At 72.5% G+C, this 26,489-nt stretch carries 25 protein-coding genes; 13 read left to right on the forward strand and 12 right to left on the reverse strand.

Annotated features, from left to right (window positions below; translation table 11 throughout):
- Positions 1–74 precede the first annotated feature (74 nt).
- From ABZ854_RS10445 to ABZ854_RS10455, 3 genes are all read left to right on the forward strand, one after another.
- On the forward strand, positions 75–1,280 hold the full coding sequence (locus tag ABZ854_RS10445) for an amidohydrolase family protein (RefSeq protein ID WP_361207399.1): 1,206 nt from the start codon (positions 75–77) through the stop codon (positions 1,278–1,280).
- Positions 1,281–1,304: 24 nt separating this feature from the next.
- Positions 1,305–2,015 (forward strand): VIT family protein, encoded by a 711-nt coding sequence (locus ABZ854_RS10450; RefSeq protein ID WP_361207285.1) that lies wholly within the window; start codon positions 1,305–1,307, stop codon positions 2,013–2,015.
- A gap of 125 nt (positions 2,016–2,140) precedes the next feature.
- Positions 2,141–3,205, forward strand: coding sequence for a zinc-dependent alcohol dehydrogenase family protein (locus ABZ854_RS10455; protein ID WP_361207288.1), 1,065 nt, complete (start codon positions 2,141–2,143; stop codon positions 3,203–3,205).
- An 18-nt stretch (positions 3,206–3,223) separates the two neighbouring features.
- On the opposite strand, the gene ABZ854_RS10460 is transcribed toward ABZ854_RS10455, so the two are convergent.
- Complete coding sequence (locus ABZ854_RS10460) at positions 3,224–4,603, reverse strand: CoA transferase (protein ID WP_361207291.1); 1,380 nt, start codon at positions 4,601–4,603, stop codon at positions 3,224–3,226.
- Between the two features lie 202 nt (positions 4,604–4,805).
- Here ABZ854_RS10460 and moaA point away from each other — a divergent pair, with 202 nt between their 5' ends.
- The gene (gene moaA, locus ABZ854_RS10465; RefSeq protein WP_361207294.1) at positions 4,806–5,795 is read left to right on the forward strand and encodes a GTP 3',8-cyclase MoaA; all 990 of its coding nucleotides are present in this window, start codon (positions 4,806–4,808) and stop codon (positions 5,793–5,795) included.
- Positions 5,796–5,851: 56 nt separating this feature from the next.
- On the opposite strand, the gene ABZ854_RS10470 is transcribed toward moaA, so the two are convergent.
- A complete protein-coding gene (locus ABZ854_RS10470; RefSeq protein ID WP_361207297.1) occupies positions 5,852–6,070 on the reverse strand; it encodes a hypothetical protein in 219 nt (72 codons plus the stop codon).
- A gap of 194 nt (positions 6,071–6,264) precedes the next feature.
- Positions 6,265–6,636 carry a DUF3099 domain-containing protein gene (locus ABZ854_RS10475; RefSeq protein ID WP_361207300.1) on the reverse strand — a complete coding sequence of 124 codons (372 nt, stop codon included), beginning with the start codon at positions 6,634–6,636 and terminating at the stop codon, positions 6,265–6,267.
- Between the two features lie 244 nt (positions 6,637–6,880).
- On the opposite strand from ABZ854_RS10475, the gene ABZ854_RS10480 reads away from it, so the two are divergent.
- Positions 6,881–7,168, forward strand: coding sequence for a GlsB/YeaQ/YmgE family stress response membrane protein (locus tag ABZ854_RS10480; protein WP_361207303.1), 288 nt, complete (start codon positions 6,881–6,883; stop codon positions 7,166–7,168).
- 76 nt (positions 7,169–7,244) lie between these two features.
- Here the strand turns inward: ABZ854_RS10480 and tyrS are convergent, their stop codons facing one another.
- Genes tyrS through ABZ854_RS10495 form a run of 3 tightly spaced genes read right to left on the reverse strand, consistent with a single transcriptional unit; the run spans position 7,245 to position 11,484 of the window.
- Complete coding sequence (gene tyrS, locus ABZ854_RS10485; protein ID WP_361207306.1) at positions 7,245–8,513, reverse strand: tyrosine--tRNA ligase; 1,269 nt, start codon at positions 8,511–8,513, stop codon at positions 7,245–7,247.
- A gap of 56 nt (positions 8,514–8,569) precedes the next feature.
- Positions 8,570–9,964, reverse strand: a complete 1,395-nt coding sequence (locus ABZ854_RS10490) for a TldD/PmbA family protein (protein WP_361207309.1) — start codon at positions 9,962–9,964, stop codon at positions 8,570–8,572.
- A complete protein-coding gene (locus tag ABZ854_RS10495) occupies positions 9,961–11,484 on the reverse strand; it encodes a TldD/PmbA family protein (protein WP_361207312.1) in 1,524 nt (507 codons plus the stop codon). Before ABZ854_RS10495 ends, ABZ854_RS10490 begins: the two co-directional genes overlap by 4 nt.
- A 249-nt stretch (positions 11,485–11,733) precedes the next feature.
- On the opposite strand from ABZ854_RS10495, the gene fabG reads away from it, so the two are divergent.
- The 3 genes from fabG to ABZ854_RS10510 all read left to right on the forward strand — a co-directional run bounded on the left by fabG (position 11,734) and on the right by ABZ854_RS10510 (position 13,736).
- Positions 11,734–12,438: a 3-oxoacyl-[acyl-carrier-protein] reductase gene (fabG, locus tag ABZ854_RS10500; RefSeq protein WP_361207315.1), complete on the forward strand. Its 705-nt coding sequence runs from the start codon at positions 11,734–11,736 to the stop codon at positions 12,436–12,438.
- Between the two features lie 5 nt (positions 12,439–12,443).
- Entirely contained in the window at positions 12,444–13,211 is a 768-nt protein-coding gene (fabI, locus tag ABZ854_RS10505; protein WP_129309869.1) for an enoyl-ACP reductase FabI, read from the forward strand.
- Between the two features lie 174 nt (positions 13,212–13,385).
- Positions 13,386–13,736: a hypothetical protein gene (locus ABZ854_RS10510; RefSeq protein ID WP_361207318.1), complete on the forward strand. Its 351-nt coding sequence runs from the start codon at positions 13,386–13,388 to the stop codon at positions 13,734–13,736.
- A 112-nt stretch (positions 13,737–13,848) separates the two neighbouring features.
- Here the strand turns inward: ABZ854_RS10510 and ABZ854_RS10515 are convergent, their stop codons facing one another.
- Positions 13,849–14,559 (reverse strand): FadR/GntR family transcriptional regulator, encoded by a 711-nt coding sequence (locus ABZ854_RS10515; RefSeq protein WP_361207321.1) that lies wholly within the window; start codon positions 14,557–14,559, stop codon positions 13,849–13,851.
- Positions 14,560–14,629: 70 nt separating this feature from the next.
- On the opposite strand from ABZ854_RS10515, the gene ABZ854_RS10520 reads away from it, so the two are divergent.
- The 4 genes from ABZ854_RS10520 to ABZ854_RS10535 all read left to right on the forward strand — a co-directional run bounded on the left by ABZ854_RS10520 (position 14,630) and on the right by ABZ854_RS10535 (position 17,198).
- Positions 14,630–16,021, forward strand: coding sequence for an MFS transporter (locus tag ABZ854_RS10520; RefSeq protein WP_361207324.1), 1,392 nt, complete (start codon positions 14,630–14,632; stop codon positions 16,019–16,021).
- Positions 16,022–16,096: 75 nt separating this feature from the next.
- Positions 16,097–16,213 (forward strand): SGM_5486 family transporter-associated protein, encoded by a 117-nt coding sequence (locus ABZ854_RS10525; RefSeq protein ID WP_361207327.1) that lies wholly within the window; start codon positions 16,097–16,099, stop codon positions 16,211–16,213.
- A gap of 181 nt (positions 16,214–16,394) precedes the next feature.
- A complete protein-coding gene (locus tag ABZ854_RS10530) occupies positions 16,395–16,601 on the forward strand; it encodes a hypothetical protein (RefSeq protein ID WP_361207402.1) in 207 nt (68 codons plus the stop codon).
- Positions 16,602–16,679: 78 nt separating this feature from the next.
- The gene (locus ABZ854_RS10535) at positions 16,680–17,198 is read left to right on the forward strand and encodes a histidine phosphatase family protein (protein WP_361207330.1); all 519 of its coding nucleotides are present in this window, start codon (positions 16,680–16,682) and stop codon (positions 17,196–17,198) included.
- Between the two features lie 78 nt (positions 17,199–17,276).
- On the opposite strand, the gene serB is transcribed toward ABZ854_RS10535, so the two are convergent.
- Positions 17,277–18,497: a phosphoserine phosphatase SerB gene (serB, locus tag ABZ854_RS10540; RefSeq protein WP_361207333.1), complete on the reverse strand. Its 1,221-nt coding sequence runs from the start codon at positions 18,495–18,497 to the stop codon at positions 17,277–17,279.
- A gap of 222 nt (positions 18,498–18,719) precedes the next feature.
- Positions 18,720–20,462, reverse strand: a complete 1,743-nt coding sequence (locus ABZ854_RS10545) for a streptophobe family protein (protein ID WP_361207404.1) — start codon at positions 20,460–20,462, stop codon at positions 18,720–18,722.
- Positions 20,463–20,868: 406 nt separating this feature from the next.
- Between ABZ854_RS10545 and ABZ854_RS10550 the strand changes: the two genes are divergently transcribed.
- The gene (locus tag ABZ854_RS10550; RefSeq protein WP_361207336.1) at positions 20,869–23,424 is read left to right on the forward strand and encodes an FHA domain-containing protein; all 2,556 of its coding nucleotides are present in this window, start codon (positions 20,869–20,871) and stop codon (positions 23,422–23,424) included.
- Between the two features lie 94 nt (positions 23,425–23,518).
- Here ABZ854_RS10550 and ABZ854_RS10555 read toward each other — a convergent pair whose 3' ends face one another.
- The 3 genes from ABZ854_RS10555 to ABZ854_RS10565 all read right to left on the reverse strand — a co-directional run bounded on the left by ABZ854_RS10555 (position 23,519) and on the right by ABZ854_RS10565 (position 26,375).
- Entirely contained in the window at positions 23,519–24,295 is a 777-nt protein-coding gene (locus tag ABZ854_RS10555) for a transglycosylase SLT domain-containing protein (protein WP_361207339.1), read from the reverse strand.
- 299 nt (positions 24,296–24,594) lie between these two features.
- Positions 24,595–25,680, reverse strand: a complete 1,086-nt coding sequence (locus tag ABZ854_RS10560; protein WP_361207342.1) for an S-adenosylmethionine:tRNA ribosyltransferase-isomerase — start codon at positions 25,678–25,680, stop codon at positions 24,595–24,597.
- A complete protein-coding gene (locus ABZ854_RS10565) occupies positions 25,677–26,375 on the reverse strand; it encodes an SDR family oxidoreductase (protein WP_361207346.1) in 699 nt (232 codons plus the stop codon). Before ABZ854_RS10565 ends, ABZ854_RS10560 begins: the two co-directional genes overlap by 4 nt.
- Positions 26,376–26,489 lie beyond the last annotated feature (114 nt).

A 26,489-nucleotide genomic window follows, 5' to 3' on the forward strand; every position in this document is an offset into this window, starting at 1 on the left:
ACCGGAACGGCGACGACCGGTACACCCACGACCGACATGCCCACGGCCGACACACCGACGACCGGTACACCGTCATCTCCGCCGACTGCCACGCCGGCGCCGACCTGCTCGACTACCGGCCCTACCTGGAGCGCCGCTTCCACGACGACTTCGACGCCTGGGCGGCCACGTACGTCAACCCCTACGAGGACCTGCTCGCCGACTCCGCCGACCGGAACTGGGACTCCGGGCGGCGTCTCGCGGAGCTGGAGGCGGACGGGATCGTCGCCGAGGTCGTCTTCCCGAACACCATCCCGCCGTTCTTCCCGTCCGGCTCGCTCATGGCCCCCGCCCCCACCGCCGGGGAGTTCGAGCGGCGCTGGGCGGGCCTGCGCGCCCACAACCGCTGGCTCGCGGACTTCTGCGCCGCCGCGCCGGGCCGCCGGGCGGGCGTGTTCCAGATCCTCCTGAACGACGTCGAGGAGGCCGTCGCGGAGATCCGCCGGTGCGTGGCGGCCGGCCTGACGGGCGGTCTGCTGCTGCCCGGCACCCCACCCGGTTCCGGCCTTCCCGAGCTGCACGCGCGCGTGTACGACCCGATCTGGGCGGTCTGCGCCGAGCTGGGCGTCCCCGTCAACCACCACGCCGGGTCCGCCTCCCCGCCGCTCGGCGACGAACCGGCCGCCCGCGCGGTCTTCATGGTCGAGACGACCTGGTTCTCCCACCGCGCCCTGTGGCACCTCGTCTTCGGTGGTGCCTTCCGCCGCCACCCCAGCCTGCGGCTGGTCCTCACCGAGCAGGGCTCCGGCTGGATCCCCGGGGTGCTCGACATGCTGGACTACTACCACGGGCGGCTGGTCGCCTCCGCCTCCCGGGCGGACACCGCCGAGGCCAAGTTCGGCGTCGGGCTCGCCGAGGGCATGGGCGGCCCGCCCTCCCGGGTGTGGCGGGACAACTGCTTCGTCGGCGCCAGCTTCATGCGCCCGCACGAGGTCCCGCTGCGCCACCGCATCGGCATCGACAAGATCATGTGGGGCAGCGACTACCCGCACGACGAGGGCACCCACCCCCACACCCGCGAAGCCCTCCGCTTCTCCTGCGCAGGCGTCCCGCGCGCGGAGCTGGCGGCCATGCTCGGCGGCAACGCGGCCCGCGTCTACGGCTTCGACCTCGGCCTCCTCGACGCCGTCGCCGCCAAGGTCGGCCCCACGGCCGCCGAGATCGCCGAGCCGCTCGACGAACCGCCCCCCGGCGCGACCAGCCCGGTCTTCGCCCGAGGAGCGTCGGTACGCGTCTGGTGACACGCGGGGTGCCATCCTCCGTCTGTGACCGAACCGACCCACCAGGAGAACCACGGGGGCGCGCTCGCCGCCCGGCTGAACTGGCTGCGGGCCGCCGTGCTCGGCGCGAACGACGGCATCGTCTCCACCGCGGGCATCGTCGTCGGCGTGGCCGGCGCCACCGACGACCGCGCGGCCCTGCTCACCGCCGGCCTCGCCGGACTGCTCGCCGGGTCGATGTCCATGGCGGCCGGCGAATACGTCTCCGTGTCCACGCAGCGCGACTCCGAGCTGGCCGCGCTGGCCGTGGAACGCCGGGAGCTGAGGGAGCAGCCGGAGGCCGAACTGCGGGAACTCACCGAACTGCTCCGCGCGCGCGGACTGTCCCGGGAAGTGGCCCGCGAGGCCGCCGAGCAGCTCACCGCGCGGGACGCGCTGCGCGCCCACGCCAGTGTGGAGCTGGGCATCGACCCCGACGAGCTGACCAACCCCTGGCACGCGGCCTGGGCCAGCTTCCTGGCCTTCACGGTGGGCGCCCTGCTGCCCCTGCTGGCCATCGTCCTGCCGTCCGCCCACTGGCGGCTGCTCGTCACCGTGGTCTCCGTGCTCGCCGCGCTCGTCATCACCGGATGGACAAGCGCCCGGCTCGGCGCGGCGGCCCCGCGCCGTGCGGTCCTGCGCAACGCCCTGGGCGGCGCGCTCGCCATGGCCGTCACCTACGTCGCGGGCAGCCTGCTGGGAGCGGCCGGGGTGTAGCCCCGCAGGTCCGGGGGTGCCCCGTGCGTCGCGGCCCCGGACCGGGGCGGCGTACGGTGAGGTGCGCCCGACCACCCCCAGGGCGCACCGCACCACTTCGCACGAGCACGAGAAGGACCCTCGCCATGCGCGCCACCACCATCCACGCCCCGTACGACATGCGCGTGGAGGACGTCCCCGACCCGGTGGTGCAGCTGCCCACCGACGCCGTGGTGCGCGTGCTGCGCGCCTGCGTCTGCGGAAGCGACCTGTGGGCCTACCGCGGTGAGGCGGCCCGGCAGCCGGGTCAGCGCATCGGGCACGAGTTTCTCGGGATCGTCGAGGAGACCGGCTCGGAGGTGGGCACCGTCCGCGCCGGGGACCTGGTCGTGGCGCCCTTCATGTGGTCCGACGGCGTCTGCGACTACTGCCGCGAGGGCCTGACGACGTCGTGCGAGCACGGCGGTTTCTGGGGCTCCGTCGGATACGACGGCGGCCAGGGCGAGGCGGTGCGCGTGCCGTTCGCCGACGGAACCCTCGTCCGGCTGCCCAAGGAGGCCGCCTCCGACGACCACCTGCTGTCCGCGCTGCTGACCCTCTCCGACGTCCTCGGCACCGGCCACCACGCGGCGCTCGGCGCGGGCGTCCGCCCCGGTGCCACGGTCGCCGTCGTCGGGGACGGCGCCGTCGGCCTGTGCGCCGTGCTGGCCGCCAAGCGGCTCGGCGCCGAGCGGATCATCGCCCTGGGCCGGCACGCGGTCCGGACCGACATCGCGCGCCGCTTCGGCGCCACCGACGTGGTCGCCGAGCGCGGGGAGGCGGCCGTCGAGGCCGTCCGCGCCCTGACCCGGGGCCAGGGCGCGCACGCGGTCGTCGAGGCGGTCGGCACCGAGCAGTCGATGCGTACGGCCGTCGAGATCACCCGCGACGGCGGCGCCATCGGCTTCGTCGGCGTACCGCACGGCAGCGGCACCGGCCTGGACCTCGGCGTGATGTTCGACCGGAACATCGCCCTGCGCGGCGGCGTCGCCCCCGTCCGCGCCTACATCCCCGAGCTGCTGCCCGACGTCCTGTCCGGCACGATCGACCCCTCCCCGGTGTTCGACATGACTGTCGGCATCGAGGACGTGCCCGAGGGCTACAAGGCCATGGACGAGCGGACGGCGCTCAAGGTGCTGGTGACGAACGGCGCGCATCCCACCCGGGGCTGAGCCGACGGGCGTACTGAATCAACGTTGATTCCAGCGGGCCGGGTCCGAGCCCCACGGCACCGGCGGGCGCGCCCAGTCCGCAGGCCCGCCGGCGAAGGACACGGGTGGCAGGGCATGCCGCAGCTTGCCCAGGGCGCCGGCCGTCTCCGCCACCCAGGCGTCCGGACCCTCGTACGGGGTGCCCGGGACGGGATCCGGCCGGAGTCCGCCGGTCAGCCACTGCGCGGTGCGGGCGAGGGCCAGCCGGACCGTCCGGCCCCCGCCGTCGTACGACTGCTCGGTCAGCGCCCGCAGTACGGCCGCCGCCAGCAGATATCCGGTGCCGTGGTCCAGCGCCTGGGCGGGCAGGGCGCCGGGCCGGCCGTCCGCGCCCTCGGTCGCGGCGATGCCCGTCGCGACCTGCACGAGGCTGTCGAAGCCGCGCCGCCCGGCCCACGGCCCGTACGCGCCCCACGCCGACACCTGCGCGACGACCAGTCCCGGCCGCCGCTCGGCCAGCGCCTCCGGGGAGAGGCCGAACCGGTCCAGGGCGCCCGGCCGGTACCCGGTGACCACGACGTCCGCCGAGGCCAGCAGCTCCTCGAAGGTCGCCCGGTCGGTGCTCAGATCGAGGAGCGCCGAGCGCTTGCCGAAGCCGGTGTCGGCGTGCTGGTCGGCGAGTTCGGGCAGCGTCGGAGCGTCCAGGCGGAGCACGTCGGCGCCCAGCAGGGCCAGCGTGCGGGTGGCGACCGGGCCGGCGAGGACCCGGGTCAGGTCCAGGACCCGCAGCCCGGCGGCCGGCAGCAGCGGGGTCGTGGCCGGGAGCGGCGGGAGCGTACGCGCGCGTGCCGGGGCCGTCCGTTCCCGCTCGACCAGCGGCCGCGCGGCCACGGCAGTGGCCTGCGCGTGCCCGTCCCACTCCTCCGGGGTGCGCAGGGCCACGGCGAGCCCGCCGGCGCCGTACACCGCCTCCTCGACTTCCAGGGCGGGCCGTCCGCCGATCCGGTCGGCCACATCGTCCACCGAGGCGTCCTCCGCCAGGTCCAGCGCGCCGAGCAACCGGGCCCGGTGGTGGGGGTAGTTGGCGTGAGTGCGGACCCAGCCGTCGGCGGCCGGCCAGAACCGGGACAGCGGAGCGAAGGAGACCGGCGTCCGCCCGTCGATCCGCACCAGCCGTTCACTGTGGAAGGCGGCGGCGACCGCCCCGTCGTCGACGCGGACCTCCGGCACCTCGGCGAGCCCGGCCCGGCGCGCCCCCAGTTCGGCGGCGGCCAGCGCGCACGCCCCGACGCAGGAACGGGCCAGTTCCCGTGCGGGCAGGTGTGCGGCGAGGGCGCCCTCCCGCGGCACGGTGGTGACCCGCGCGAGTAGGGCCGGGTCACCACCGAGAGCGGACCATGCGCTCGTGATTCCAGTCATGACTTCACTATGCATGATTGATGCAATCAACATTGATTCAATCAATATAACGTGCCGGATCGTAGGGTCCTACGACGAGGCCGTCCCCCACCTCGTCGGATCGGGCCGCCCTCGATGTCACTGGTCTCACGTAGGCTCACAGGTGACGGAGACCACCTGCGTGGCGGAAAATGGAGTGATCCGGAAGAGGGAGGGGGCCGACGTGCTCATCGACACCTATGGCCGAGTGGCCACCGACCTGCGGGTCTCACTGACCGACCGGTGCAACCTGCGCTGCACGTACTGCATGCCCGAAGAGGGCCTGCAGTGGCTGGCCAAGCCCGACCTGCTCACGGACGACGAGATCGTCCGCCTCATCGACATCGCGGTCCGCCTGCTCGGCATCGAGGAGGTCCGCTTCACCGGCGGCGAGCCCCTGCTCCGCCCCGGCCTCGTCGGCATCGTCGAGCGCGTCGCGGCCCTCGCCCCGCGCCCCCAGATGTCCCTCACCACCAACGGCATCGGCCTGCGCCGCACCGCGACCGCCCTCAAGGCGGCGGGCCTGGACCGGGTCAACGTCTCCCTGGACACCCTCCGCCCGGACGTCTTCAAGGCCCTCACCCGCCGTGACCGTCACAAGGACGTCCTCGAAGGTCTCCAGGCCGCCCGCGAGGCCGGCCTCACCCCGGTCAAGGTCAACACCGTCCTGATGCCCGGCCTGAACGAGGACGAGGCCCCCGACCTGCTGGCCTGGGCCCTGGAGCACGACTACGAGCTGCGCTTCATCGAGCAGATGCCCCTGGACGCCCAGCACGGCTGGAAGCGCGAGGGCATGGTCACCGCCGGCGACATCCTCACCTCCCTGCGCACCCGCTTCGACCTCACCCCCGAGGGCGCGGACGAGCGCGGCTCGGCCCCGGCGGAGCGCTGGCTGGTCGACGGCGGACCCTACCGGGTGGGCGTGATCGCCTCGGTCACCCGCCCGTTCTGCGCGGCCTGCGACCGCACCCGCCTCACGGCCGACGGCCAGGTCCGCACCTGCCTGTTCGCGACCGAGGAGACCGACCTGCGCGCGGCCCTGCGCTCCGACGCCCCGGACGAGGAGATCGCCCGCATCTGGCGCCTGGCGATGTGGGGCAAGAAGGCCGGTGCCGGCCTCGACGACCCGTCCTTCGTCCAGCCGGACCGCCCGATGTCGGCGATCGGCGGCTAGCGGCCACGGTCTGATCCGCGGTCTGATCCGCGAAGGGGCCCACGAGCCGAAGAGACCTACGAGTCCTCGCGCTCCTGCCACTCCTCGAACCGGACCACGTCCTTCAGGAACCCCCGCACCCCCAGGAACTGCGAGAGGTGCTCGCGGTGTTCCTCGCAGGCGAGCCACGTCTTGCGCCGCTCCGGCGTATGGATCTTCGGGTTGTTCCACGCCAGCACCCACACGGCGGCGCTGCGGCAGCCCTTGGCGGAGCAGATGGGGGTCTCGTCACTCACTGGTGTACTGGCTTTCCGTCTCACCGAGCCCCGTACACAAGGCGACGCCGAGCAGCCACGGGGGGAGCTGCCCGGCGTCGGTCCGTCGCTCCGACGGGGGATGCGGAGCGCGTACGCAGTATGTCACGGGTGACCCGTCGCCCGGCACTGGAACTGCATGATTGATCTGAGCTTTTCTTGAGCTTGACGGGGGATCACGTTCCGCTTTCCCGGCCCGGAGCGTCCTCCTGCGCGGCCTGCGCCGGCTCCTCCTCCGCGCGCGGAGCCGTGATCATCGGCTTGAACGGCACGGTGACGAAGGTCGACGGCAGCGACGGCGGCCGCTCCCGCCCCGCGTTCGCGATGACCACCGCGATGTAGGGCAGAACCGCGCCGAGCACCAGGGCCACGATCGCGACGTACCGCTCCACGTTCCAGAGCGTCGCCGCGAGGATCACCGCGACGGTCCGGACCGACATCGAGATGACGTAACGCCGCTGCCGACCCCGTACGTCCTCGGCCAGCCCGGTCCGGGCACCGGTGATCCGGAACACCCCGGGACCGCCGTCGCGCTGCTTCCGCGTCACTGCTCCACCATCCGCCCGCATCGGACTCTCCCCCCAGGCCCGCACCGCCACCCGCTCCGGCGGGGACCCGGCTCGGACACCTTCCACGGTACGCCGCGGCCGGTCCGTCGACGAGACCGGGTCGCCCCCTGCCTGCGGCAACGCCGGGCCCGCTCCCGCATACGGGGGAACCCGACGTGCGCCGTCCGGGGGGCGCACCCAGACTGGCCGTAATGCTCACGTCGAGCCGTACGAGGAGGCAGCCATGGGCTGGTTGTGGGCGATCATCGTGGGATTCGTGCTGGGCATCATCGCCAAGGCGGTCATCCCCGGCAAGCAGCACAGCCCCCTCTGGCTGACCACCATCTGCGGCATCCTCGGCGCCATCGTCGGCAACGCCGTCGCCCGCGCCGCCGGCGTGGAGGCGACCCCGGGAATCGACTGGAGCCGGCACATCTTCCAGCTGGTCGCGGCCATCATCATCGTGGGCGTGGTCGACATGCTCTACATGGCCACACTGGGCAAGCACAAGCGGGAGCGGCAGCGGGCCTGAGGGACGGACGGACACGGCGAAGGGCGGCTCCCCGCGCGGGAAGCCGCCCTTCACTGTGTTTGTGTGTGCTTGTGGCTCAGGCGGAGCCGACCTCGACCGCCGCCAGGTTCTTCTTGCCGCGCCGCAGCACCAGCCACCGCCCGTGCAGGAGGTCCTCCTTCGCCGGGACGGCGTCCTCGGCGGCGACCTTCACGTTGTTCACGTAGGCACCGCCCTCCTTGACCGTCCGCCGCGCGGCGGACTTGCTGGCCACCAGGCCGACCTCGGCGAACAGGTCCACCACCGGGGCCGGCTCGGCGACCCGGATGTGCGGCACCTCGGCCAGCGCGGCGGCCAGCGTCCGCTCGTCCAGCTCCGCCAGCTCGCCCTGGCCGAAGAGGGCCCTGGACGCGGCCATCACGGAGGCCGTCTGGTCGGCGCCGTGCACCAGCGTGGTCAGCTCCTCGGCGAGGGCCCGCTGCGCGGCGCGCGCCTGCGGACGCTCCTGGGTCTGGCGCTCCAGGTCCTCCAGTTCCTCGCGGGACTTGAAGGACAGGATCCGCATGTAGGTGGAGATGTCCCGGTCGTCCGTGTTCAGCCAGAACTGGTAGAACGCGTACGGCGTCGTCATCTCCGGGTCGAGCCAGAGGGCGGTGCCCTCGGACTTGCTGAACTTGGCGCCGTCCGCGCGCGTCATCAGCGGTGTCGCCATCGCGTGCACGTTGGCGTGCGGCTCCAGCCTGTGGATCAGGTCCAGCCCGGCGGTGAGGTTCCCCCACTGGTCGCTGCCGCCCTGCTGGAGCGTGCAGCCGTGGCGCCGGTACAGCTGGAGGAAGTCCATGCCCTGCAGCAGCTGGTAGCTGAACTCGGTGTAGCTGATGCCCGCGTCGGAGTTGAGCCGCCGCGAGACCGAGTCTTTCGTCAGCATCTTGTTGACGCGGAAGTGCTTGCCGACGTCCCGCAGGAACTCGATCGCGGAGAGGTTCGCCGTCCAGTCGAGGTTGTTCACCATCACCGCGGCGTTCTCGCCCTCGAAGGACAGGAACGGCTCGATCTGGCGGCGCATCTTCTCGACCCAGCCGGCGACCGTCTCCGGGTCGTTCAGCGTGCGCTCGGCGGTGGGGCGGGGGTCGCCGATCAGACCCGTCGCGCCGCCCACCAGCGCCAGCGGCCGGTGCCCGGCGAGCTGGAGCCGGCGCACGGTCAGCACCTGGACCAGGTGACCGACGTGCAGGGACGGCGCGGTCGGATCGAACCCGCAATAGAACGTGACAGGGCCGTCCGTGAACGCCTTGCGCAATGCGTCCTCGTCCGTGGAGAGGGCCAGGAGCCCGCGCCACTTCAGCTCGTCGACGATGTCCGTCACGGTTCTCGTGTCTCCTCGGTGATCTTCGGGCAGTCGGGTGACAGCCGTCTACGAGGTTATACGCCCTGGCTGACAGAGCTCATGTTGAAATCGGGGATCCGCAGCGCGGGCATCGCGGCCCGCGTGAACCAGTCGCTCCACTCGCGCGGCAGCGTCTTCTCCGTCCGCCCCGCCTCCGTGGCCCGGCCCAGCAGGTCCACCGGCGACTCGTTGAACCGGAAGTTGTTCACCTGCCCGGTCACCTCGCCGTTCTCCACGAGGTAGACGCCGTCCCGGGTCAGCCCGGTCAGCAGCAGCGTCGCCGGGTCGACCTCGCGGATGTACCACAGGCAGGTCAGCAGCAGCCCGCGCTCGGTACCGGCGACCATCTCCTGGAGCGAGCGGTCCGTCCCGCCGTCCAGGATCAGGTTCCCCAGCGCCGGGGCGACCGGCAGCCCGGTCAGCGCGGCACTGTGCCGGCTGGTCGTCAGATGCCGGAGCACGCCCTCGTCGATCCACTTGGTGGCGCGTACGGGCAGCCCGTTGTCGAACACCGACTGGTCGCCGTCGGAGGAGTGGGCGACCGCGAACGACGGGCACTCCAGACCGGGCTCGGCCGGGTCGCTGCGCAGGGTCAGCGGCAGCTCGGAGAGCCGGTCGCCCACGCGCGTACCCCCACCGGGCTTGGAGAACACCGTGCGCCCCTCGGCCGCGTCCCGGCCCGACGCCGACCACAGCTGGTAGATCAGCAGGTCCGCCACCGCGGTCGGCGGCAGCAGCGTCTCGTAGCGGCCCGCGGGCAGCTCCAGGCGCCGCTCGGCCCACCCCAGGCGTACGGCCAGTTCGGCGTCCATCGCCCCCGGGTCGACGTCCTTGAAGTCCCGCGTGGAGCTGCCGGCCCACGCCGAGCGCGTCCGGTCCGGGGACTTGGCGTTCATCTCCAGCGTGCCGGTCGGCTGGTCGTGCCGCAGCCGCAATCCGGTGGACGTGCCCACGTACGTCGACACCAACTCGTGGTTGGCGAAGCCGTACAGCTCCCGGCCGCCCGCACGCGCGCGTGCGAACGCCTCGCCGAGGGCCGGGGCGAAGTCCGCGAACACGGCCGACGACGTCTCGGCGGGCACGTCCGCGAAGTCCGGCGACTCGGGCACGCCCGACACCAGCGGCCGTGCGTCCTCGGCCGCTCCGGCCCCGCGCGCGGCGGCCTCCGCGGCCCGCACCAGCGGCTCCAGCTCCTCCGCGGTCACCGCGGACCGGGACACCACACCGGAGGCGGTGCCCTCCTTCCCGTCCACCGTGGCGATCACCGTGAGCGTGCGGCCGCGGGTCACGCCGTTCGTCGTCAGCGCGTTGCCCGCCCAGCGCAGGTTGGCGGTCGACTCCTCGTCGGCGATGACGACGCAGCCGTCGGCGGTGGACAGCTCCAGGGCCCGCTCGACGATCTCGTGCGGCTTGTTGCTGCTGGCGCTCATCGACCGGCCTCCTGCGTGGTGTTCAAGATGTTGACGCCCTTGAAGAGGGCGGAGGGGCACCCGTGCGACACCGCCGCGACCTGCCCCGGTTGGGCCTTGCCGCAGTTGAAGGCGCCGCCCAGGACGTACGTCTGCGGACCGCCGACGGCGGCCATCGAGCCCCAGAAGTCGGTGGTCGTGGCCTGGTAGGCGACGTCCTTCAGCTGACCGGTGATCCGGCCGTTCTCGATCCGGAAGAAGCGCTGCCCGGTGAACTGGAAGTTGTACCGCTGCATGTCGATCGACCAGGACCGGTCCCCGACCACGTAGATGCCCCGGTCGACACCCCCGATGAGGTCCTCCGTGGACAGCCCCGCCGGATCGGGTGCCAGCGAGACGTTGGCCATGCGCTGCACCGGCACGTGCCCGGGGGAGTCGGCGTACGCGCACCCGTTGGACCGCTCGAAACCGGTCAGCTTCGCGATCCGGCGGTCCAGCTGGTAGCCCACCAGCGTGCCGTCCTTCACCAGGTCCCAGGACTGCGCCTCGACGCCCTCGTCGTCGTAGCCGACGGTCGCGAGGCCGTGCTCGGCGGTCCGGTCACCGGTCACGTTCATCAGCTCGGAGCCGTACTTGAGCCTGCCCAGCTGGTCGAAGGTGGCGAAGGACGTGCCGGCGTAGGCGGCCTCGTAGCCGAGGGCCCGGTCCAGCTCGGTGGCGTGCCCGATGGACTCGTGGATCGTCAGCCACAGGTTGGACGGGTCGACGACCAGGTCGTACAGCCCCGGCTCCACGCTCGGCGCCCGCATCTTCTCCGCCAGCAGCTCCGGGATCCGCTCCAGCTCGGCGTCCCAGTCCCAGCCGGTGCCGGTCAGGTACTCCCAGCCGCGGCCGACGGGCGGCGCGATCGTGCGCATCGAGTCGAACTCCCCGCTCGACTCGTCCACCGACACCGCCGTCAGCTGCGGATGCAGCCGCACCCGCTGCTGCGTCGTCACCGTCCCGGCCGTGTCGGCGTAGAACTTGTTCTCGTGCACGGTGAGCAGCGAGGCGTCCACGTGGTTCACGCCGTTCGCCGCGAGCAGCCGCGCGCTCCAGTCGGCCAGCAGCGCGGCCTTCTCCTCGTCCGGCACGGAGAACGGGTCGATCTCGTACGACGAGACCCACGTCCGTTCGGCGTGCACGGGCTCGCCGGCCAGCTCCACCCTCTCGTCCGACCCGGCCGCCCTGATCACCTGGGCGGAGAGCTTCGCCATCGCCACCGCCTGCGAGGCGACCTTCGCCGCGGCGGCCAGGCTCAGGTCCACACCGGACGCGAAACCCCACGTCCCGCCGTGCACGACCCGCACCGCGTACCCCAGATCGGTGGTGTCCGACGACCCGGCCGGCTTGGCGTCCCTGAGCCGCCAGGACGCGCTGCGCACCCGCTCGAACCGGAAGTCGGCGTGCTCCGCCCCGAGCGCACGCGCGCGTGCCAGCGCGGCGTCGGCCAGGGACCGTAGCGGAAGCGCCGTGAAGGCTTCGTCGATCGTATGAGGCACCGAGGTCTCCCTGCTGTCGTGTCCTGTCGGGTCCGATCATGTCGCGGGACCGGCCCGGCGGACCACAGGTTTGGGTGTGCCACCGGCTCTTTCTGTAGGGACCCGACAGTGACGCCCGCGAGCCACTGTCGGTGCCCGCTTGCCCTCCGCGGTGGCGCTACCGATAGGTTTTCGATGAAGCCGCCTGCCATCGAAGGTGTCCGGGCGGGTTGTGGGACCGCTTCAGACCGCTATCGAAAGGGTGATCCGTTGAGCCGCTCGGTTCTCGTCACCGGAGGAAACCGGGGCATCGGCCTCGCCATCGCCCGCGCGTTCGCCGACGCCGGCGACAAGGTCGCGATCACCTACCGCTCGGGCGAGCCGCCGGCCGGCTTCCTGGCGGTCAGGTGCGACATCACCGACCCGGAGCAGGTGGAGCAGGCCTACAAGGAGATCGAGGACCAGCACGGCCCGGTCGAGGTCCTCGTCGCCAACGCCGGCGTCACCAAGGACCAGCTGCTGATGCGCATGTCCGAGGAGGACTTCACCTCGGTCATCGACACCAACCTCACCGGAACCTTCCGGGTCGTCAAGCGCGCCAACCGCGGCATGCTGCGCGCCAAGAAGGGCCGGGTCGTCCTGATCTCCTCCGTGGTCGGCCTGCTGGGCTCGGCCGGGCAGGCGAACTACGCCGCCTCCAAGGCCGCCCTGGTCGGCTTCGCGCGCTCCCTCGCCCGTGAGCTGGGCTCGCGCAACATCACCTTCAACGTCGTCGCGCCCGGTTTCGTCGACACCGACATGACCAAAGCGCTCAGCGAGAAGCAGCGCGAGGGCATCGTGGCCCAGGTGCCGCTGGGCCGGTACGCGCAGCCGGAGGAGATCGCCGCCACGGTGCGGTTCCTCGCCTCGGACGACGCCTCGTACATCACTGGAGCCGTCATTCCCGTTGACGGCGGACTGGGAATGGGTCACTGATCACCATGAGCGGAATTCTCGAGGGCAAGCGCATCCTGGTCACGGGTGTGCTGATGGAGTCCTCCATCGCCTTCCACGTCGCCAAGCTGGCCCAGGAGCAGGGCGCCGAGATCATCCTGACCGCCTTCCCGCGGCCGACGCTGACCGAGCGCATCGCCAAGAAGCTGCCGAAGCCCGCCAAGGTCATCGAGCTGGACGTGACGAACGAGGAGCACCTCGGGCGCCTGGCCGACGTCGTCGGCGAGGAGCTGGGCGGCCTGGACGGCATCGTCCACTCCATCGGCTTCGCCCCGCAGGACGCGCTCGGCGGCAACTTCCTGAACACGCCGTTCGAGTCGGTCTCCACCGCCATGCACGTCTCGGCGTTCTCCCTGAAGTCGCTGACCACCGCGTGCCTCCCGCTGATGCAGAACGGCGGCTCGGTCGTCGGCCTCACCTTCGACGCCCAGTACGCCTGGCCGCAGTACGACTGGATGGGCCCGGCCAAGGCCGCCCTGGAGGCCACCAGCCGCTACATGGCCCGTGACCTCGGCAAGCAGAACATCCGCTGCAACCTCATCTCGGCCGGCCCGATCGGCTCCATGGCCGCCAAGTCCATCCCGGGCTTCAGCGACCTGGCCGCCGTGTGGGACACCCGCTCCCCGCTGGAGTGGGACCTGAAGGACCCCGAGCCGGCCGGCCGCGGTGTCGTCGCCCTGCTCAGCGACTGGTTCCCGAAGACCACCGGCGAGATCATCCACGTCGACGGCGGTCTGCACGCCATCGGCGCCTGAGCACCGCGCCCGACCCCACGGCTGAGGCCCGCACCCCCCGGGGTGCGGGCCTCAGCCCGTTCCGGGCGTCACCCGAACGGCTCACCGGCCAGGCGCGTCACGTCTCCGAGGCCGCACGCTGGAACCGCGTTCACCTCGCGCAATCCCTCGCAGCCCGGCCGAGGAGGTCCCCTTGTGCGCCTGTCCCGCAGCCTGGCCCCGGTGACCCTGGCCGCAGCCCTCCTGCTGTCCCCGCCGTACGGCGCGGCCTCCCACGCGCGCGCGAGCGACGGAAAGCCGCACGCGCCGGACCTCTTCGGTTCCGCCTGCCGTACGACCGTGCACGGCTCCCACGTGGTCGCCTACTGCCACAACCCCTATGTCGACACCGACCGCGTGAGTCTGCACATCGAGTGCGCCCGCTGGTGGGACATCGACACCGACGGCGCCGCCGTGGACGCCGGACCCGCCATGACCGTACGGCTGACCGGGCGCTGCTGGGCCGACGTCGGCTCGGCGTGGGTCAGCCACCAGAAGGTGAGCTGATCCGGCCGGACGGTCACCCGTAGGCCGGCTCGGACCGGCCGGACGGTCACCCGTAGGCCGGCTCGGACCGGCCGGACGGTCACCCGTAGGCCGGCTCGGACCGGCCGGACGGTCACCCGTAGGCCGGCTTGGACCGGCCGGACGGTCGGCCGAACCGGTCCGGACGGCACAGGAACGGGTAGCTCGCCGCCTCCGTGGCCGCCGACTGCGCGTCGCCCGCGCGGATCGCGTCCACCAGCCGGCCGTGGTCCATGTGCGCGTGCGGGCTCATGTCCGCGCCGACGTCCGCGCGCAGCCAGTCCCGCAGGACCTCGCCCAGGTCGGCGTACATCGCCATCATGACGTCGTTGTGGGACGCGGCCACCACGGCCAGGTGGAACGTCGCGTCGGCCGCCACGAAGACCTCCGCCTCGCCCGTCTCCCACGCCTCCTCACGCCGGACGAGCAGCGCGTCCAGCTGCTTGAGGTCCTTCTCGGTGCGCCGCTCGGCGGCCAGCTTCGCCGCCGCCGACTCCAGCGTGGAGCGCAGTTCGGCGATGTGCCGCGGGTCGGCGCCGGCGAACCGGCGGTGCATCACCCCGGCCAGTTCGCTCGTCGCCACGACATAGGTGCCGGAGCCCTGGCGGATGTCCAGCAAGCCGTTGTGCGCGAGGGCCCGGACGGCCTCTCTGACCGTGTTGCGGGCGACGCCCAGCTGCTCGACGAGCTCCGGCTCGGTCGGGATGCGCGAGCCGACCGGCCACTCGCCGGACGCGATCTGATTGCGCAGTTCGGCGATGACCTGCTCGGACAACGCTGAACGACGCGGGTGGCTCAGAGGCATGGCACACCTTCGCACGACGGGCCCGGGATCCGCCGCCCCGGGAATGGACAACCAATCATCCCATGATTCTATGATGGGTCGCATGGCTAGTGAGGAAACCCGGACCACGGACAGCAGGACGGCCACCGGGCCGGACACCCGGCCGGACGGCGGGACGGTCCGGCCGGGCGGCGGGACCGTCCGGCCTGAAAGGCCCGCGGGCCCGCGCGGCCCGGCCGCGGCACCGGGCCGCCCACGCGCGTGGGTGGCCCGCCTGATCGTCGTCGGCATCGTGCTGTCCGCGCTGAACCTCCGCCCCGCCATCACCAGCCTCGGCGCGCTCCTGGAGGAGGTCCGCGACGGGCTCGGCATGAGCGGCAGCGTGGCCGGCGTGCTCACCTCCGTGCCACCGCTGTGTTTCGCCGTCTTCGGCGTCATGGCCCCACGCCTCGCCCGACGCTTCGGTCTCGCCGCCGTGGTCTGCGCCGGCATGGCCGCCATCACCGCCGGCCTGCTGATACGGCCGTACACCGGGAACACGGCCGGATTCCTGGCCGGCAGCGCGCTCGCCCTGATGGGCATAGCCGTCAGCAACGTGCTGATGCCGGTCATCGTCAAGCGCTGGTTCCCCGACCGGGTCGGCTCCATGACCGGCCTGTACTCGATGGCCCTCGCCCTCGGCACCTCCCTCGCCGCCGCGGTCACCGTGCCGATGACGGACGCGCTGGGCGGCAGCTGGCAGTCCGGTCTCACCGTGTGGGCCGTGATCGCGGCCGTCGCCGTACTGCCGTGGCTCCCGCTGGTACGGGACCGGGGCGCCACCCCCGTCGGCCCGGCACCCCGGGTGGACGCCGAGCCGTACGCCGAAGCCGGTCCCGAGCGGACGCCCGCGCTGCGGATCACCCGCAGCCGCACCGCCTGGGCGCTCGCCGTGTTCTTCGGGCTCCAGGCCACCGCCGCCTACATCACGATGGGCTGGATGGCGCAGATCTTCCGGGACGCCGGTGTCCCCGCCGGTACGGCGGGCCTGCTGCTCGCGGTCACCATGGTCATGGGCGTGCCCCTCGCCTTCGTCATACCTAGGCTCGCCACCCGCCTGCCCCACCAGGGGCCGATCGTCCTGGCCCTCGGCGTCTGCGGCCTCGCCGGATACGCCGGCCTGTATCTGGCGCCGGCCGCCGGCGCCTGGGCCTGGGCCCTGCTCCTCGGCGTCTCCAACTGCGCCTTCCCGCTGGCGCTGACGATGGTCGGCATGCGGGCCCGGACCGGCGCGGGCGTCGCCCAGCTGTCCGCGTTCGCGCAGAGCACCGGCTACCTGATCTCCATCCCCGGCCCCCTCCTGGTGGGCGTCCTCTACCAGCAGAGCGGCGGCTGGGGCGTGCCGATCGCCCTGATGGCGGCGCTGATGCTGCCCCAGATGGCGGTGGGCTTCCTCGCGGGCCGCGACCGCACGGTCGAGGACGAGGCGGCGGCCGCGCGCTGACGGCCGCACCGGACCGGACGACACGCGGCGGACCCCGGCGGGCCGGGCCCGGGCGAGAGGTGGGAGACTGGCCGCATGCCAGTGCTCGATCCAAACCCGCAGAACAGCCAGAAGAAGCTGCTGCTCGTCTTCGGCACGTTCTTCGCGATCTTCGCCGTCATCGCCGTCATCGCGACCCTCGCCTCCCCCTGACCGGCTGCTGAGTGCCCTCCCGACCGGCCATGGTGGGGCTGGCCCCACCATCCCCTAGGGGGTGAGGGTCAGGGTCAAGTGGGTGGATCTCCGGATGGGTTGGCGACCCCGGATTCCGTAACTTCGAAGTGTGGCCGCGGCAGACGGCCACACGGACCACTCGAAGACCACGGAGGCGACCATGCCGGCCCGTACGCACACCCTGCCCCACCCGGCGACCACGGGCGGCGTCGACACCCGGCTGCGCTGGTGGGCACTCGCCCTGCCCGCGCTCGCCTTCATCGCGCTCCTCGCGCTGATACTGAACCCCGCGGACGCGCACGCGGCGAGCGGGGACCCGGCGATCGCCCATCTCTTCGAGCGCGTGCAGTTGCTGTTCACGCGCTGAGGCGACGCCTCCGGGCGCGGTGAATCCCCATGTCAACTCCCTGCGCCGCATGGCCTGTTTCATGCGAAGCTGGATTCCATGAGCGTCGCAGAACCCCGCAGGATCGTCCTTTTCCGGCATGCGAAAGCCGACTGGCCCGAGGTGTCCGACCATGAGCGCCCGCTCGCCGAGCGAGGCCGCATGGACGCCGCGGTCGCCGGACGAAAGCTGACCGACACCGGCATCACCTTCGACCTGGCCCTGTGCTCCACCGCGACCCGGACCCGCGAGACCTGGAAGCTCGCCGTCCATGAACTCACCCACCGGCCGAAGACCGTCTACGAGGAGCGGGTCTACGAGGCCTCGCCGGGCGAGCTGATCGCCGTGCTCAACGAGATCCCCGACGACGTGCGGACGGCAATCCTGATCGGCCACAACCCGGGCGTCCACGGCCTGGCCGAGATCCTCGCCGGCACGGCCGAGGACGACGCCCGCGAGCGCATGAACCGCCGCGGCTTCCCCGCCGCCGGCTTCGCGCTGCTGACCTTCGACGGCACCTGGAAGGGCCTCGAACCGGGCACGGCCACCCTCGCGGACTACTGGGCGCCCTCCGAGTGAGGCGACCCGGCCGCCTACGGCCGAGGGCCCGGTACCTGGTCGGTACCGGGCCCTCGGCCGTACGTGGTCGCGGGAGGCTCAGCCCTCGCTGTGCGTGTCGGCCGCCTCGACCTCCTCGCGGGTGATCCCCAGCAGATACAGGACCGTGTCGAGGAAGGGGACGTTCACCGCCGTGTGCGCCGCCTGGCGGACCACCGGCTTGGCGTTGAAGGCGACGCCCAGGCCGGCCGCGTTCAGCATGTCCAGGTCGTTGGCGCCGTCGCCGATCGCCACGGTCTGCGACAGCGGCACCCCGGCCTCCGCCGCGAACCGGCGCAGCAGCCGCGCCTTGCCCGCCCTGTCCACGATCTCCCCGGTGACCCGGCCGGTCAGCCGGCCGTCGACGATCTCCAGTGTGTTGGCCTGCGCGAAGTCCAGCCCCAGACGCTCCTTCAGGTCGTCCGTGACCTGGGTGAAACCACCGGAGACGACTCCCACTTGGAAACCGAGGCGCTTCAGGGTACGGATCAGCGTACGGGCGCCCGGCGTCAGCCTGACCTCGCTGCGCACCTTGTCCACCACCGAGGCGTCCAGCCCCCGCAGCAGCGCCACACGCGCGTGCAGCGACTGCTCGAAGTCCAGCTCACCGCGCATCGCCGCCGCCGTCACCTCGGCGACCTTGTCCTCGCAGCCCGCGTGCGCGGCGAACAGCTCGATGACCTCGTCCTGGATGAGCGTGGAGTCCACGTCCATGACCACCAGCCGCTGGGCACGCCGGTGCAGGCCGGCCGCGACGACCGCGACATCGACACCCAGTGCCGCCGCCTCCGACACCAGGGCCGTGCGTAGCGGCTCCGTCTCCACGCCGGAAACGGCGAACTCCACCGCGGTCACCGGGTACTTGGCCAGCCGGAAGATACGGTCGATGTTGCCGCCGGCCTTCGCGATCCTGGCCGCTATGGCCGCCGTGGACTCGGCGGTCAGCGGATGTCCGAGGACGGTCACCAGGGAGCGGCCGAGACCACGGGGACGGTTGTCGCCGTGCCCGGAGATGATCTCCGCCTCCATCTTCACCGACTCGGCCCAGCTGTGCACGGTGGCCCTGAGGTCGCCCTCCAGACCGGCCGGCGGCTGCGTGACCAGCGCGCACAGCACCAGGCGGCCCCGGGTGACGACCTGCTCGATGTCGACGACGTCGACCAGGTAGGCGGCGAGGGTGTCGAAGAGGCCGGCCGTGATGCCCGGCCGGTCCTTGCCGAAGATCTTGACGAGGAGAGTGGGTTCCTCGGAGGTCTGCGAAGCGGTCTGCGAAGCGCTCATGGTGTCACCACCGTATCCGGCACGCCGTGCCGCGCGCCGACGCGGTCCGCCTGCCGGACACAGAACAACAGCCGTCCACCCCGACTGTCCCACGCCGGCCCCCGGCCCTCCACCGCCCGGGCACGACCCGGCCCGGCCCCCGGTCCCACGACCCGGGCACGGCCCGTTCCGCCCCGCTTGCACCGCCGGGGCACGGGCCCGCTCCGCCTGGCGCCAGGTGGCTCAGTGACCGTGTCCCTTCGGCGGGTCCGGTGGCGCGGGTGAGGGTGGCGGGGGAGGCGGCGGCCAGGTGTCGGGGGACCTCGGCGAGCGACGGCCACGGTCGGTTCCGGGGCCCTTCCGGGGTGGGCGTGGCGGCGACGGGGCGGCGCCGAGCGGACCGGCCACGGTGGGGGCACCGGACAGGTCGTCACCGGGCGGCGGCGAGCCCGAGCCGGGCCGCGCGTCCTCCGGCTCCTCCGGCTGTCGGAGGTACGGATTCGTGCCGGGGTCGGGCGGCCGGTACGGCGAACGCGGTCGGTACGGGCCGTCCCCGGCGTGCTCGACCGGGCCCCGCGTGGCCCCGCCCGCCGCCTTGTCCGCCGTGCCCTCGACGGCCCCTGCCCCGGCCGCCGCCCGTGTCCCCGTGACCCCGCACGCCCGGGCCAAAACCGCCCCCGCGGCCCCCGCCCCCGCACCCCACGCCGCCCCCAGGAGCAGCGCCGTCCCGAGGTGCCCGTGGAGGTCGATACCCGCCCCGAACGCGTCGAGGCCCAGCACGGACAGCGAGGCGTTCGCCGTCACGTCGGTCAGCAGGGCGAGCAGCGGCAGCGCAAGCGCCGTCGTGAGCGCCAGCCGTACGGCGCACTGCCTCACGAAGCGCGCCCCACCGGGACTCCCGGCGCGCGGCTCGCCCGGCACCGGGGTCCGTACCGCCGTCAGCACCCCCGCCAGCAGCATCAGCAGGGCCGCCGCCACCGCAAGCAGCCAGACGCGCCCGTCCAGATCCGCCAGTCGGCTGAGGGTCAGGGGCCGGTCGGAGCGGGGGGTCAGGAGCTGGTCCAAGGGGTGGGGGAGAAGGGTGGCGAGGGCGCCGGTCGCCCTGCCGGTCCAGGGGACGAACAGGCCCAGCGCGACGCCGACCCAGACGCCGTTCGGGGCGCCGAGGAGGGCCGCGCCGGCGATCCGCCGGGGGTGGTCGTCACCGATCGCGGCATACGCGGCCGCCGCGAGCCCCGCCACGACGGCCACGAGCTGCACGGTGACCAGCGCGGAGACAGCGGGCCGCACCACCCGGTGCACCACACCCCAGCCGCGTGGCAGGGGCGTTCGGCGTGAGGCGAGCAGCGCGATCAGCAGAACCCCGGCGGACCAGGCGAGACCGCCGAGCAGGGTGGCCGCGGTGTCCACGGTGAACCCGACCGCCGCCCTGGCGTGGATCAGGTCGCCGATCCGGTCCGGCAGCAGTCCGCCGATGTCCCCGAGGCCGCCGAGCCCCGGGATGCTGATCCCGTCGCCCTTGCCGCCCCCGGCGCCGGGCAGCCTGCCGAGGCCGAGGGCCGCGCCGTCCAGGGTGATGACGTCGTGGCCGGCCCAGGCGAGACCGCCCAGCATCGCCACGAAGAGCGCGACCACCGTGCCCGCGCGTGCGAGGAGTTCGGTGGGGGCGATCACAACTCCGGCCGTGCGCAGGGACCGTAGGAAGAACCACGACATCAGCAGCGCGCCCGCCAGGCTCACCCCGAGTGGCGTGATCTCGACGGCGGTGTGGGCCTGGGCGCCTTTCAGCCCGAAGGCGGACACATCGCCCGACGGGGAGACCGAACCACCCGCCCCCAGCACCACAACGGCCGCCGTCATGGGGCCCAGTGAGCCGGCCGAGTCCGCCCGCAGCAGGTGCAGACCGAGCGCGGCCGTCCCTCCCATGCCGATCAACGCCCAACTCACGGCGGCGATCGCGGACATCAGGATGTCCGCCCAGGGCAGTCCGGCACCGGGCCCCGCGGCACCGGGCCCCGCGGCACCGGGCCCCGCGGCACCGGGCCCCGCGGCACCCGGCAGCCCGGCACCCGGTCGCGCGGACCCGCCACCGCGCGGGCCGTTCGCGCGACCGGCGACGGGAACGTGACGCCAGGACCTGGCAGCGCTCATGGCAGACCCCCCGATCCGCGGCGCGGTACCGGCGCCGCGCTTGTCCCCCTCGCGGGGGAATACCACTCTCCGGCCGGGTTTCAACCCCGTCAACGGCGCGTATCGAAGCGTGCGCCGGGCTTCTTCACAAGGCCCGGCTTTCGGTCATGGGCCGGAGCCTGAAATAGTTCCCCACGATGTTCGACATCCCTAGACTCCCTGCGATGGGGGAAACTCGGGGGACAACTCAGTGGGGCATGGAGTGCCGGAACTCGTACTGGAATCAAACGGACGGACCTGGACGCTCGATGCGTCCAGGCCCTACACCCTCGGCCGCGATCCGCAGGGTGACATCGTCTTCGACGACGCCAGGGTGTCCTGGCGCCACGCCACGGTCAGTTTCAACGGCCGCAGTTGGGTCGTCGAGGACCACGGCAGCACCAACGGAACGTTCGTGGGGGGCCAGCGGATCCACCAGCTGGAGGTCGGCCCCGGAGCGGCCGTGTACCTCGGCAACGCGACCGACGGGCCGTGCCTGAACCTGTCCGGTGCCGCCGCGCCCGCGCAAGCGAAGCCGCAGGCGGCGCCGTACGCGGCCCAGGGCGCGGGCGCCGGCTGGTCCCAGGCGCCGCAGCAGGCCCCGCAGCAGCCCGCGGCACCGCAGCAGGCCCCGCAGGCCGGGTGGCAGCAGCCCCAGCAGCCGGCGGCGTTCCCGCAGCAGCAGGGCGGCCCGGCCGAGCAGTTCGCGCAGAAGACGCCCGGTGGTGGCGCGGGGGCGCCGCCGGTCTACGGAGACCGCAGCCCGACGACCTTCCACCAGTTCTCCGTCGGCCGCGTGATGCGTATCGGCCGTGCCCTGGAGAACGAGCTGGTCGTCTCCGACCTGCAGGTCTCCCGGAACCACGCCGAGTTCCACTCGACGCCCGACGGCCGCTTCGAGATCCGCGACCTCGGCTCGCACAACGGCACGTACGTCAACGGCCAGCCGATCGCCAAGGGCGGTACGGCGCTCCTCGGCCCGACCGACATCGTCGGCGTCGGCCACTCCACCTTCCGCATCGTCGGCGACCGGCTCGAGGAGTTCGTCGACACCGGTGAGGTCTCCTTCTCGGCCCGCCACCTGACCGTCACGGTCGACGGCGGCAAGCAGATCCTCAAGGACGTCTCCTTCGGCGTCCCGGAGAAGTCGCTGATCGCCGTCATCGGCCCCTCCGGCTCCGGAAAGTCGACCCTCCTCAAGGCGCTCACCGGCTACCGGCCCGCCAACCAGGGCGAGGTGCTGTACGACAACCGCAACCTGTACAAGCAGTTCGCCGAGCTGCGCCAGCGCATCGGTCTGGTCCCGCAGGACGACATCCTGCACAAGGAGCTGACCGTCAAGAAGGCCCTGAAGTACGCGGCCAAGCTGCGCTTCCCGGCCGACACCACGGCGCAGGAGCGCGACGCCCGCATCGACGAGGTGCTGCGCGAGCTGAAGCTCGACATCCACAAGGACAAGAAGGTCACCTCCCTGTCCGGTGGCCAGCGCAAGCGTGTGTCGGTGGCCCTGGAGCTGCTCACCAAGCCGTCGCTGATCTTCCTGGACGAGCCCACCTCGGGCCTCGACCCGGGCATGGACCGCGACGTCATGCAGCTGCTGCGCGGTCTCGCCGACGACGGCCGTACGGTCCTCGTGGTCACCCACTCGGTGGCCGAGCTGGCGATCTGCGACAAGCTGCTGGTGATGGCCCCCGGCGGCTCGGTCGCCTACTTCGGTCCGCCGGAGGAGGCGCTGAACTTCTTCGGCTACGACACCTGGGCCGACGTCTTCTCCGCCTTCGAGAACTACCGCGACTACGACTGGGCGGGCCGCTGGAAGGGCTCGCAGCACTACCAGATGTACGCCGCGGACATCGACGCCGTGGCCCCGCAGTCCGTACACATGCCTCCGCCGCAGGCCATCAAGCCGCCCAAGCCGCAGGCGTGGGGCTCCCAGTTGATGACGTTGATCCGGCGCTACGTGTCCGTCATCGCGTCGGACAAGGGCTTCCTCGCCCTGACGGTGATCCTGCCGGCCGTACTGGGTGCGGTCAGCCTGTTGATCGATCATGACAAGGGCCTGCTGGTCAACCCGGTCAACCCCAGGACCGGCGTCCACATCCCGAACGGCACGGCGACCACGGTCCTGCTGATCCTCGCGGTCGGCGCGTGCTTTGCGGGCGCCGCCAACTCCGTACGTGAGCTGATCAAGGAACGGGTGATCTACGAACGGGAACGGGCGACCGGCCTGTCCCGGTCCGCGTACCTGATGTCCAAGGTCGTCGTCCTGGGTGCCGTCACCGTGCTCCAGGGCCTGATGGTCGGCCTGATCGGCTTCTCCAGCCGCGAGGTGCCCGGCAAGGGCCTCGTCCTGGGCAGTTCGACGCTGTTCGAGCTGTGCCTGCCGATCATGGCGCTCGGCTTCACGTCGATGATGTTCGGCCTGGTGATCTCCTCGCTGGTGAAGACGGCCGAGAAGACCATGCCGCTGCTGGTCATGTTCGCGATCATCCAGGTCGTGTTCACCGGCTGTCTCTTCACCCTGCACGGCACGCTCGGCGTCAACGAGTTCTCGTACCTGATGCCGTCCCGCTGGGCGGTGGCCGCGGCCGGCTCCACGCTGGACTTCAACAACATCGCCCCGAACACCGACGACCCGACCAGCACGGATCCGCTGTGGGACCACCAGGCCTCGGCCTGGGGCATGGACATGGTGGCGCTGATCGCCCTCGGTGTGGTCTGCGGCTTCTTCGTGGCCCGCTTCCTGCGCCGGCACGAGCCCGAGGTCATGCGCAAGTAGGCGACCGCCCCGCTGGGCGTGAGGACAGGCCGAAGGGCGGCACCCGGTCACCGGGTGCCGCCCTTCGGCGTGCGTTCAGAGGTCCGCGCCTGCCTCAGTACGCGCTGTTGACGTTGTCGATCGAGCCGTACCGGTGCGCCGCGTAGTTGGCGGCGGCGGTGATGTTGGCGACCGGGTCGTAGATGTTCCACGAGGTGCCGGCGACGTGGTACGCCGTGAAGGTCGGCGGGATGACCTGCAGCAGACCCTTCGAGGGGATGCCGTTGATCGCGTTGACGTCCCAGTCGTTGATGGCCATGGGGTTGCCCGAGGACTCTCGCATGATGTTGCGGTGCAGGCCGCTGTAGCTGCCCGGGATGCCCTTGGCGTGCATGATGTCCAGCGAGTGCCGGATCCAGCCGTCCAGGTTGTTCGCGTACGTCTTCGCGGCGACCGTCTCCATCTGCGGGCGCTGCGCGGACCGGTTCGCGGCCTGCTTGGCGGCGCGCTCCTGCGCGGCCTTCTTCGCGGCGGCCCGCTTGGCGGCGGCCGCGTCGGCCGCCTTCTTCTTCGCGGCGGCCTCGGCCTCGGCCTTCTTCTTGGCGGCGGCCTGGTCGGCGGCCTTCTTCTTCGCCGCGAAGGTGTCGAGCTTGACCTTGGAGCTGGTGAGCTGGTCGGCGACCGTGCCCTTGACGTCCTTGATGTCCTTGGCCTGGCCGTAGGCGACCTGGGAGGCGGCGGTCGGCTCGCCGGTGGCCACAGTGTCGGCGCTGCTCGGCACGGCCGAGAAGGCGAGGGCGGCGGCGCCGAGCGTGCTCACACCGGCGATGGCGATCTTGTGCTGCCTGGTCAGCGTGCGACTGAGACGGCGATCGAGGATGTTCTTGGGCATAGCTGATGGACCTCTTCGAGTAGCGCGGAGGTCGCTCCTGCGTCCGCCGGGGGAATCGGCTCCTCCCACACGAACGCCGCGGGGGTGAACCCACGGCGCTGAGCGACGGGAGCAATTCTTAGCGGCCGCAAAATGCCCAGGCAAAGGTGTGACGTACGAAGCCCGATAGTGGATCAGGGATAGGCAAAACGGGACAGACTGGACCGTCTGTCCCGTTCATGCGGGAGGGGTTGTCTCCTATGCCCGGTCGTACGTGATGTGCGCCCTATGTGCGGGCTCACATCGAGCACGTAACAGTCTCACCCGGAGTTGCCCCCGCAACGCTCTGCGTGAGGGCTCTCCTCCGGAAGGATGAGATGCACGTCGCCGAACTCGTGCCACAGATAGAGCCCGCGCAGCGCCTCCTCGTAACTCCGGTCGACCGCCGCCTGCCCCGCCACCGCCCTCAGCATCAGCAGATGCGAGGCCTCCGGCTCGTGCAGCCCGGTCAGCAGCCCGTCGACCACGCGTACCCCGCGCTCCGGGGTGACAACCAGATCCGTCCACCCCGCGGCCGCCCGCACCAGCCCGTCCGGGCCCACCGCCGATTCCACGGCCCGCACGGCCGTCGTACCGACCGCCACCACCCGGCGCCCCGACGCCCGCGCCGCGTTGATCAGCCGCGCCGACGCCTCGGGCACCGAGAACCGCTCCGGGTACGGCGGCTCGTGCGCCTCCGCCGACGCCACCCCCGTGTGCAGCGTGACCGGCGCGAACTGCACTCCCCGGCTCACCAGCTCCGCCACCAGCCGCGCCGTGAACGGCCGCGCCGCACTCGGCATCTCCGCACTCCCCGCGCCGTCCGGCGCCGGCAGCGCGAACACCGTCTGGTACACCGACAGCGGCTGATCCCGGTCCGTATAGGAGTAGCGGATCGGACGCCCGTGCTCCCGCAGCACCCGCAGGACGTCCGCCCCCGACACCCGCGCCCACCACAGCCGGTCCCCGCGCGCGCTCAGCGGCTCCTCCAGCACCAGCCGCGCCCCGTCGGGCAACGCCACAACGGTCCCCGCGCGCGAGCCCGCACGCACGCGCGTGGTGCCCCGCCCGTCCGGCTCACGCAGCTCGACCGCCCACCGGCCGTCGTCCCCGCGCGTGGAGAAGTGCACCACCACGCGCGCGTGCCCGGCCAGCCCGTCCACCGCCGCCGCCAGCGTCACCGAGGTGTTCACCACCAGCAGGTCCCCGGCCCGCAGCAGCCCCGGCAGCTCCGCGAACACGTGGTGCGCCACCTCGGTACCGCGCGACACCAGCAGCCGTACGGCATCCCGGTCCAGACCTGGACCGCGCTGCTCGGCCGGCACCCGCGCGGACAGCTCCTCCGGCACCCTCACCGCCGTACTCATCGCCCCTCCACCAGAGCCGGCGCCGCATACCGCCCGCTCGCCGGCCGCTCGTCCAGCAGCCGCAGGAACGCCGGAACGACACCGGAGGGAGCCGGACGCGGGTCGTCGTCGTCCGGTACGGCGGCCGCGTACAGATCGGTCGCCATGTCCCCGGGGTCCACCGCCCACACCCGCAGCCCCGGCTCCTCGGCGCCCAGCACCGCCGCCAGCTGGTCCAGCGCCGACTTCGAGGCGCCGTAACCGCCCCACGTCTCGTACGCCTCGGCCGCCGCGTCCGAGCTGACCGTGACGACCGCGCCCGCGGGCGACTCCCGCAGCAGCGGCAGCGCCTGCTGGACCAGGCCCAGCGCCGCCACCACGTTCACCTCCAGCGCCCGCCGCAGCCCCGCCACCGGCAGCTCCGCCAGCCGCACCAGCGGCTCGGCGCCCAGCGCGCTCGCGTTGTTCACCAGCAGATCGACCCCGCCCAGCCCCCGCGCGGCCGCCACCAGCGCCGACCGGTGCCCGGCGTCCGTGACGTCCCCGGCCAGCGCCTCCACCCGCCCGCGGCCCCGACCGGCGACCGCCTCCGCCGCCTCCTTGAGGGCGTCGGCGCCCCGGGCATCGAGCACCAGGTCCCAGCCGCGCGCGGCCAGCCCCTCGGCGAGCGCCCGCCCCAGCCCCTTCGAGGCCCCCGTGATGATCGCTACCGGCATGACAACCGTCCCCTCGTCGCTCCCCGCCCGCGTCGGGCGGGTGATCCCAACGTAGGAACGGCGGCCCCCGCACCGCCTCGGACGCGGGCCGCAAACCGGAGGGTCCCTTCGACG

The sequence above is a fragment of the Streptomyces sp. NPDC047028 genome (assembly GCF_040644095.1).
Lineage (GTDB): Bacteria > Actinomycetota > Actinomycetes > Streptomycetales > Streptomycetaceae > Streptomyces.